This is a genomic window from Nonomuraea sp. NPDC001684 (assembly GCF_053596515.1).
Genome location: NZ_JBSFGJ010000386.1, coordinates 1 through 8846, shown reverse-complemented (window position 1 = coordinate 8846; position 8846 = coordinate 1). Strand labels below are relative to the sequence as shown.

At 75.0% G+C, this 8846-nt stretch carries 8 protein-coding genes; 3 read left to right on the top strand and 5 right to left on the bottom strand.

All coding sequences use genetic code 11. From position 1 onward, the window contains the following. Nucleotides 1-162: 162 nt before the first annotated feature. The 4 genes from ACWCSD_RS40665 to ACWCSD_RS40650 all read right to left on the bottom strand — a co-directional run bounded on the left by ACWCSD_RS40665 (nt 163) and on the right by ACWCSD_RS40650 (nt 5632). Complete coding sequence (locus tag ACWCSD_RS40665; RefSeq protein WP_397217412.1) at nt 163-804, bottom strand: hemerythrin domain-containing protein; 642 nt, start codon at nt 802-804, stop codon at nt 163-165. 45 nt (nt 805-849) lie between these two features. Next, on the bottom strand, nt 850-4209 hold the full coding sequence (locus ACWCSD_RS40660) for a BTAD domain-containing putative transcriptional regulator (RefSeq protein ID WP_449922865.1): 3360 nt from the start codon (nt 4207-4209) through the stop codon (nt 850-852). 158 nt (nt 4210-4367) lie between these two features. Continuing rightward, nucleotides 4368-5243 (bottom strand): sigma-70 family RNA polymerase sigma factor, encoded by an 876-nt coding sequence (locus ACWCSD_RS40655; RefSeq protein WP_449922862.1) that lies wholly within the window; start codon nt 5241-5243, stop codon nt 4368-4370. After that, nucleotides 5240-5632: a VOC family protein gene (locus ACWCSD_RS40650; RefSeq protein ID WP_397162743.1), complete on the bottom strand. Its 393-nt coding sequence runs from the start codon at nt 5630-5632 to the stop codon at nt 5240-5242. Before ACWCSD_RS40650 ends, ACWCSD_RS40655 begins: the two co-directional genes overlap by 4 nt. 203 nt (nt 5633-5835) lie before the next feature. Between ACWCSD_RS40650 and ACWCSD_RS40645 the strand changes: the two genes are divergently transcribed. Continuing rightward, nucleotides 5836-7005, top strand: a complete 1170-nt coding sequence (locus ACWCSD_RS40645; RefSeq protein ID WP_449922858.1) for a cellulose binding domain-containing protein — start codon at nt 5836-5838, stop codon at nt 7003-7005. 89 nt (nt 7006-7094) lie between these two features. Here the strand turns inward: ACWCSD_RS40645 and ACWCSD_RS40640 are convergent, their stop codons facing one another. Next, on the bottom strand, nt 7095-7670 hold the full coding sequence (locus ACWCSD_RS40640; RefSeq protein ID WP_449922855.1) for a TetR family transcriptional regulator: 576 nt from the start codon (nt 7668-7670) through the stop codon (nt 7095-7097). Between the two features lie 84 nt (nt 7671-7754). Between ACWCSD_RS40640 and ACWCSD_RS40635 the strand changes: the two genes are divergently transcribed. Together ACWCSD_RS40635 and ACWCSD_RS40630 are read left to right on the top strand one after the other, a co-directional pair. Beyond that, a complete protein-coding gene (locus tag ACWCSD_RS40635; protein WP_364342347.1) occupies nt 7755-8162 on the top strand; it encodes a VOC family protein in 408 nt (135 codons plus the stop codon). Between the two features lie 51 nt (nt 8163-8213). Continuing rightward, complete coding sequence (locus ACWCSD_RS40630) at nt 8214-8573, top strand: hypothetical protein (RefSeq protein WP_449922850.1); 360 nt, start codon at nt 8214-8216, stop codon at nt 8571-8573. The last annotated feature ends 273 nt before the right edge of the window (nt 8574-8846 follow it).

Below are 8846 nucleotides of genomic sequence, written 5' to 3'. Positions count from 1 at the left end.
GCCCGGTGCTGACGTCGAGCGTGCCGCCCGCGCCGGCGTACGGCGTGACGGGCCAGGTGACGGGGCGGCCGTCGCGGGTGAGCGAGGCGTACGCGCAGACCAGGGCGCTGCCGAAGACCTCGGCCGCCCGGCGCGGCGAGACGGTGGGTGCGGATGCGGTCATCACGGCTCCAGGATCAGGTCGGCGGGGGTGGTGCCGTACAGGCGCGTGAAACGCCGCCGGTAGGCCGGCCACCAGAACAGGCGGAACATCAGCCGGGCCACGACCGGCAGGTCCGCGTACGACGCCGCGAGCAGGCGGGCGTCGGCGCTGGAGGCGAGCCAGCCGAGGATGACGGGGACCCGGCGGCGGCCGAAGTCGTCCATCGCCTGGCGCCGGTCGGCCTCGACGTCGGCGGGGGTGAGGTGGGCGAGCATGAGCGGCACGGCGACCCGCTCCTCGTGGTCGAGGTGCTCGTTGACGAGCTCGTGCAGCCGCCGCAGGACGGGCGCGCGCCCGGCCAGGGGCGCCCCGCGGTCGGCGGCGGCCTCGATCAGCGGGTCGAGCAGGGAGTGCTCGGACTCCAGCTCGGCCAGCGCGTCCGCCGCCTGCGGAGCGCGGCCGGTGAGCTTGGGCCACAGGGTGGCGTCCTCGTGCGAGTGGTGGGCGTGCAGCATGTCCAGGACGAGCGCGAGCTGCTCCGCCAGCAGCTCCTCGTGCGCGTCGTCACGCGGGTCGCCGCACGCCTCGGCCAGGCGGCCGAACTCGGCGCGGAAACCGGCGTGCATCATCAGGAAGCCGGTCAGGTGTTCTGGTGTGATCATCAGTCTGTTCCCTCACGTGTCGGGAACAGCGTGCGCGCCGGGCCTCTACGTGCACTTGGCGAGCGCTTGGCGGGCCCTTGTCAGCCAGTAGGCCGCACCGGCCCGCTCCAGCTGGCGCACCGCCTCGCGCAGGTGGGCCCGGGCCCCCTCGCGGTCACCGAGCGCCAGCAGCGCCTCGCCCAGGTGGCCGTCGTACGCGCCGTCGACGGTGGTGCACGCGCCGTTCACGTGCAGCAGCCCGGCGAACGGGCGGAAGGCGTCGTAGACCTCCCGGACGACGTCCGCCTCGCCGAGCCGGATCGCCGCGTGCAGCCGGCACATGGCGGCCATCGCCCAGTGGTAGTCGCGCGGCGGCATGGGCGTCTCGCGCAGGATCCGCCGGGCGCGCTCGGGCTCGCCCAGCTCCGCCAGCGCGTACGCCAGGGCGTAGGCGGGCCCCGCCAGGCCGGTGTGCCGGGCCATCTCCTCGATCCAGGCCGCCTCCTCGCCCAGGCGATCCTCCTGGATGATCGTCTCGGCCCGTCCGCCGAGCATGCTGAGCTCGAAGTAGGCCAGGTCGGCGAACGACAACATCGCCCTGACGGGCTCGAAGTGCCGGGCCGGGTCGGGGACACCCTGGAACAGGTCGAGCCCCACGTGCGCCACCGCGGCCTGCAGCGCCAGCGTGGGATTGTGCAGGTCGCGCAGCAGCGTGCCGATCTCCGCCAGCAGGTCGCGGGCCTGCGGCACCCTGCCGTGCTCCACGTGATGGCCGACGAGGTGCAGCTGCGCGATCACCCTGAGCTGGGGCGACAGGTCCGGCTCGGCCAGCAGGCGGCGGGCGGTCCCGGCGCGCTGCTCGACGAAGTCCTGTCCCTGCAGCGCGATGAGCCGCAGGTGCAGGACGCGCCGCAGCAGGGCGGGGTCCTCCAGGCGCTCGGCCGCCGCCACGGCCCGCGAGGAGACCGCGCCGACCTCGTCCTCGCGGCCGGTCTGGGCGAGCACGACGGCCCTGACGGCCTGCGCCGTCGCCCAGGCCGGGCCGGACGGCGGCAGCTCGCGCGCGGCCCGGTCCGCCGCGTCGCGTACGGCGGCCACGTCGACGCCGTACCGGAAGGGCACCCAGATGCCGTGGCCCATCGCGATGTCGGCGGCTCTGACGGCTTTGTCCAGGTCGTCGCCGGCCAGGGCGAGCGCCTGCTCGACCGCCTCGTACCCCTCGTCGAACCGGCCGGCGGCGTAGCGGCTCTCCGCCAGCCCGACGGCCAGCTCGAACCGCTCGGCCGCGCTCGCGCCGGCCGGCTCGGCCGCCGCCAGCGCCTCCTGCCAGGACACGGCCGCGTCGTCGGGCGCGTGCCGGCGCTGGGCCGCCCGCGCCGCGCGGGCCGCGTAGTCCATCGCCATGCGGGCGGGCTCCGCGCCCAGCTCCGCCGCCGCCAGCCAGTGCCGCGCGATCACCGCCGCGCGGTCGTCGCGGTCGCCGTGGTCGCCGCGGTCGCCGCGGTCGCCGTGCACGGCGGTGAGGGCGGCCGCCACCTGCTCGTGCACCCGCGCCCGCCACAGCCGTGACCGGCGCGACAACAACGCGTCGGTCACCAGGGCGTGCGCGAACTCGTAGCCGCCCAGCCGGTACGACGACTCCCGGACCAGCCCCGCGCCGAGCGCCGCGTCGAGCGACGGCAGCAGGTCGCCGACCGTGCCGCCGGCGACCCGGGCCAGGACGACCGCCTCGAACTCGTCGCCCATCACGGCGGCCAGCTCCAGCACGCGGGACGCCTCCTCCCCCAGGCCCGCCACCCGGTGCAGCACGACGTCCAGGACGCCCTGCGGCAGCCCGTCGCCCGCGCGGGCCAGCTCGGCGAGGAAGAACGGGTTCCCGGCGGTGCGCCGGCGCAGCTCCTCGGCCCCGTGGCCGCCCGGATCGCGGCCGGACAGCTCCTTGACCAGCGCGCGGACCTCCTCGGTGGCCAGCCCGTCCAGCCCGAGCCGGCGCGCGCCGAGCCGGGACAGCGCCGACAGCGTGGCGGTGAGCGCCGATGCCTCGTGCCGCCGGAACGTCGCCACCAGCAGCAGGCCCGGCCGGGTGGTGGCGGCCACGTGGACCAGCAGCCGCAGCGTGGCGTCGTCGGCCGCGTGCAGGTCCTCCAGCACGACGACCGCCGGGCCGACCGCGGCCAGGAACGTGCCGACGGCCTCGAAGAACCGCAGCCGCGCCCCCTGGGCGTCGGACGCCGGGACCGCCTGCGGACCGCCCGACAGGAACGTGCCGACCTCGCCGGGCAGGGCGGCCTGCGGGGCCGCGGCGGCGAGGTCGCGCAGGACGCGTTCCCAGGGCCACAGCGCGGGCGCGGTCTCGTGGTCGGGGCTCGCCCCCCAGCCGACCGGCACGCCGACGGTCGCGCGGAACCGCCTCAGCAGGCTCGTCTTGCCGACGCCCGGCTCGCCGTCCACCAGCACGACCTGCCCGGCGGCGGACGCCGCCCCGGCCGCCTCGGTCAGGAACGCGAGCGCGCTCTCCCGGCCGACGAACACCGGCTGGTCCGGCGCGGGCTCGCCGGCGCCGGGCGCCGCCGCGCGCACCGGCGTCCGCGGCGGCCTGGGGTGCGGGGTGGGCAGCGGGGACGGCGGCGGGGACGGCAGCGGGGTGACGGGACGGCCGGACGGTAACAGCGCGGCGTCCTGGCGCAGCACCGCGGCTTCGAGCTCGCGCAGCCGCGGACCCGGGTCGATGCCCAGTTCCCCGGCGAGCACGTCGCGCACCCCGCGCAGGCATTCCAGGGCCGCCGCCTGCCGCCCGGCGCGGTAGTGGGCCAGCACCAGCAGTTCCCAGGCCCGCTCGCGCAGCGGGTGCTCGCGGACGAACGGGTCCAGCCGCGCGACCACGTCCGTGTGGCGGCCCAGGTCCAGCAGGGCCGCGGCCAGCGCCTCCACCGCGTCCAGCCGTACCTGCTCCAGGCGGCCGATCTCCGGTTGCGCCCACTCCTGGGCGCGCACGTCCGCGTACGGGTCGCCGCGCCACAGGCCGAGCGCCTCGGCGAGGTCGGCCGCCGCCTGCTCGTGCCGTCCCGCGGCCAGGTGGGCGGAGCCGGCCGACACGAGCGCGCCGAAGTCCGCCGTGTCGAGGACGAGCCCGCCGGTCATCAGGCCGTAGCCGTCGGCGGCGCTGACCAGGACGGCCGGGGTCGCGCCCGGCCGCCGGTCGGGCTCCAGCCGGCGGCGCAGGTTGGAGACGTACACCTGCAGGCTGCCCTGGACGCTCGGCGGCGGGTCGCCGGCCCACAGCCGGTCGGCCAGCAGGTCGGCGGGGAGCACGCGACCGGCGTGCATCGCGAGGAGGGCGAGCAGGGCCCGCTGCTTGGGCGGCCCGACCGGTACGGCCTGCCCGGCCACGACGAGTTCCATGGGCCCGAGGACGTTCAGCCGCACGCGCCCATGGTAGGGGCCGCCTTTCAACCGGTCCAGACGCGACATTCACGACGCCGGCCGGCCGACCCGGAACGGCTGCCGCGCCCGGGCCGGCACGCTTCTACCGCGCCCGAGTCGGCACGCTGCGCCGGGCCCGGGCCGGCCTTGGCGCCACCGGCTCAGGCCGGGCCGGGCCGGTCGAGCGCGGCGAGCTTGGCCGGGTCGACGACGATGTGGATGCCGGTGATCCGGCCGCCGGTGACGGTGAAGGCGATGGCGGACAGCGGGGTCCCGTCGGCGCGCCAGGACAGGTGGCCGGGGAGCCCGTCCACCAGCACGGGCCGCTGCCCGGCGACCTCGCCGGAGAACATGCGGGCTCCGGCGGCGACGGCGGTGGCGCCGAGGGTGACCACCACGCCGCCGGGGGTGTCCACGGTCAGCTTCACGTCCGGGGCGAGGACCCGCAGCAGCGCCTCGAAGTCGCCGCCGAGTGCGGCGGCGCGGAAGGCGTCCACGGCCTCCCGGTGCTCGCGGCCGGGGCCCGCCGCCCGGTCCGTGGACCGGACCTTGCGGCGGGCGCGGCTGGCGATCATCTTGGCGGCGTCGGCGGACCTGCCCAGGATGTGCCCGATGTCCTGGAACGGGACCGCGAACAGGTCGTGCAGGACGAACGCCAGCCGCTCGCTCGGGGTGAGCGAGTCGAGCACCACGAGGAGGGCGAGGCCGACCGAGTCGGCCAGCGCCGCCTGCTCGTCCGGCGTGGGCTCGTCGTCGGGCGTCGCCAGGAGGTCCGTGAACTCCTGCCCGTACGCCGTCTCGGGATGGGTCTGGCGGGATCGCAGCAGGTCCAGGCTGATGCGGCCGACCACGGTGGTCAGCCAGCCCGCCAGGTTGCCGATGGCCGACACGTCCTGACGGACCAGCCGCATCCAGGCTTCCTGGACCACGTCCTCGGCGTCGGCGTGCGAGCCCAGCACGCGGTAGGCGACGGCGCGCAGCCGGTCGCGCTGGGCCTCGAACGCCTCGGCCACCGGGCCGGACGGGTGCACGGTCACGGCCTGCGCTGCTGACGGATGGAGATCCGGTTGCCGTCCGGGTCCACCGCCTCGGCGCGGACGCCGAACGGGTAGTCCACGGGCTCGGACTCCTCAAAGGTGACGCCCCGCCCGCGCATGACCTCGAAGTCCTTGCGCAGGTCGTCGGATTCCAGGATCAGCGGGCCCGGCGCGCCGCTCCCGCCCGCGTCGCCCGGCTGCCCGGCGGCACTCGCATGCGACCACAGGAGGATCTGGACCGGGCTCCCGGGCACGCCGACGGTGAGGAAACGGCCGTCGGGCCCCCGGACGTCGATGCGCTTGTCCAGGCCGAGCCCGGCGGTGTAGAACTCCAGCGCGCGGTCCTGGTCGGTGACGTAGACCGTGGTGTACATGATGGTGGTCAGCATCCTGCTCTCGATTCACTCGTGGGTCTGACGACCGTTCGTTCTCGGTCGTCAGACCCATGACGAGTGGCGGCGGGAAAAGGTAACACGGCCGGTCCGGCCCGGCGGATTCCCAGCTTTACGGAACATGAAAACTCGTTCACGATCACTGCGAGGGGGTGCAGGCTCGATCAGAAAGGGGCCCTATGCGGCCTGGCAGACGATCCTTGGGAGCGGTTGGCCTCACCCTCGGATTCCTCACTCTGGCGTTGTTCCTCGCCGCGCTGGCGATCGGCCCGACCGGGAGGACGGCTCTGGCCTCCGTCCCGGCGGCGCACGACGTCGCGCACGCGGCCGTCCCCGCGGCTGCTGTCTCCGGGGCGGCTGTCGCGGCTGTCTCCGGGGCGGCCGACGACGCGCCGCCGACCCGTCCCGGCGGGCTGCGGCCGTGCCCGGTGCCGTTCGCCGCCAACCCGACCGGCTACGCGTCCATCTGCTGGGCAGCCTCCTCCGACGACACGGGCGTCGCCGGGTACGACCTGTACCGCCTGGACCCGGATGGATTCGTCCTCGCCAGCAGCACGACCGGCACGATCGGCGGCTTCTCCGGCGAGCTGAACCGCCTCTACACGATGTACGTCGTGGCCAGGGACCTGGCGGGGCACCTCAGCCCGCCGTCCGCCCTGGTCACGGTGCCGGCGACGCTCGGGATGACCCCGACCAGCTCGCCGACCCCGCTGCCGGGCGACCACGTGCCCCCGTCCAGGCCCACCGGGCTGCGCGACGCCTGCCTGCAGGACTACCCGGGCGTCACGTTCTGCTGGCAGCCGTCGACCGACAACGTGGCGGTGACGGCGTACGACGTGTACCGGGAGACGGCGACGGCGTACAGCAAGGTCGGCACGGTCCTTCCGCCGAGCCTGAACTTCGCCGAACCCGGCCTGGTCGTCGGGCAGCGTTACACGTACGTCGTGGTCGCCAAGGACGCGGGCGGCAACGTCAGCGTGCCGTCCGACCCGCTGTCCGCGCTGGCCAGGGAGGGGCTGCCGTCGCCCACCCCATCGTCGGGCGCGCCGTGCACGGTGACGTACCGGGCCACGACGGGAGGGCCGCGGCTGGACGCCGAGCTCGTCGTGCGCAACACCGGCACGGCCCCGGTCGACGGGTGGACGCTGACGGTCGACTACCCGGCGGCGGCCGCCGTGCGTCTCGTCTCGGGCTGGTCCGCGAACTGGACCCAGGCCGGTGCGGGGGTGGCCGGCGTGAACAAGCAGTGGAACAAGGTCATCGGGGTCGGCTCGCAGACCCAGGTCGGGTTCACCGCCACGTACGGCGGCGGCGCGCCGCCCTCGCCGGCGAGCTTCGCACTCAACGGCAAGACCTGCGCGACGGGCTGACGTTCCGGCCGCAACCGCTCGGCGGGGACGACCACGGCGACCACCAGCCCTGCCCCGCCGAGCCAACCGGCCCGGTTCGTCCAGCCGCTTCAGGCGCGTAGTGCGTCGAGGAGGCGGGACAGCGCCGCCTGGGTGTCGGCCAGCTCGTCCGGGGCGGACTGCGCCAGCCACAGCGCGGCCTCGTTCATCGCCCCGGACAGCAGGCGGGCCAGCGGCGCGACCGGCTGGGCCGGGAGGGCGCCGGCCGCGACGAGCGCGGCCAGCGCCTCGGTCAGGTGCCGGACGCTGGTGGCCTCGTCGATCGCCCGCCACTCGTTCCAGCCGAGCACGGCGGGGCCGTCGATCAGCATGATCCGCTGCACGTCGGGATCGGCCCCGGCCGCGACGAACGCCGCGCAGCCCGCCTTGAGCTGCGCCCACGGGTCGTCCTCGGCGTCGGCCGCCGCGGCCACCCGGTCGGCCACCTCGCGCTGCACCTGTTCCAGCACGGCCCGGAAGAGGTCGGGCTTGCCCTCGAAGTGGTGGTAGAGGGCGCCTTTGGTGACGCCGGACTCGCCGACGATCTCCGCCAGCCCCACCCCGGCATAGCCCCTGGTCGCGAACAGGCGCCGCGCCGTGGCGAGCAACGTGCGGCGGGTGCGTTCCTTCTGCTCCGTCCTGGTCACTGCGTCCCCTTTGACATACCGACGGTATCCCAAATAGTGTACGCCCACATACCGTTGGTACGTGAAACTGATGAGGAGGAACGTATGGAGCTGAGCAGCGTGTATCCGGTGGTGTGCACGGCCGACCTGGCCGCGTCGAAGGACTTCTACGTCCGGTTGTTCGGATATGAGGTGACCTTCGAGGCCGACTGGTACGTGAGCCTGCGCCGCGGACCGTACGAGCTGGCCCTGCTCGACCACCGCCACCCGACGCTGCCCGCCGCCTACCGCCGTCCGGTCGCGGGGCTGCTGATCAACTTCGAGGTCGCCGACGTCGACGCCGAGTGGGAGCGCCTGGTCGGGCGCGAGGGGCTGACCCCGGAGCTGGCGCTGCGCGACGAGGACTTCGGCCAGCGGCACTTCATCGTCGCCGACCCCAACGGCGTCCTCGTGGACGTGATCACGCCGATCCCGCCCTCGCAGGAGTACGCGTCCCAGTACGCGCCCGAGTGAGACCGGCGCCGGGCGTTGGACCCGTCGTACGCGTACGTGAATCATGAAGGGGTGCGTACGGGTTTCGCCCACGAGGCGACGATCGTCATGGACGCGGACGGCGATGTGCGCGCCCCCGGCGCGGCGATCACCGTGGCGCTGTGCGGGCACTGGGAGCACGAGCCGCCCTGCCCGATCGCGGCGCACCACACGACCGCCGACCGGCGGGGCGACGTCGTCCGGGTGCGGGTCCTGTTCGCGGCCGAGGCGTCGGCCGAGGCCGACGTACGGGCCCGCATCGACGCCGCGCTGGCGCGGGGGACGCTCGACGGCCCGGACGGGGTCACCACCCGATGGCGGCTCCTGGACGCCCGGCCCGGCCGCCCGTGCGCGGCCGAACTGCCGCACCTCGAACGTCTCCAGCGCGGATGAAGCTCGCCGAATTACGGCGGCGGTCACGGCTCGGCGGCCCTCCTGATCGGTCCGGACAAGTACGCTGACCGCTGTTTCGCGCGACAGTGAAGGAGCACCGATGACCGCCGATCCGACGATGGCCAGGATCGGCCAAGGGGTGGACCTACACCACCACCAAGGCCGGCCCGAAGCCGCTCGCGAATTGTTCGCGCAGATCTGGGACGACATCGGCGGCGAGCAGGGCGATCCGCTGCACGTCTGCGTTCTCGCCCACTCGATGGCCGACGTCCA

Bases quoted from the DNA above. Each gene is read 5' to 3' on its own strand.
- ACWCSD_RS40665 (WP_397217412.1), bottom strand. From the start codon at position 804: ATGATCACACCAGAACACCTGACCGGCTTCCTGATGATGCACGCCGGT.
- ACWCSD_RS40650 (WP_397162743.1), bottom strand. From the start codon at position 5,632: ATGCTGACCACCATCATGTACACCACGGTCTACGTCACCGACCAGGAC.
- ACWCSD_RS40635 (WP_364342347.1), top strand. From the start codon at position 7,755: ATGGAGCTGAGCAGCGTGTATCCGGTGGTGTGCACGGCCGACCTGGCC.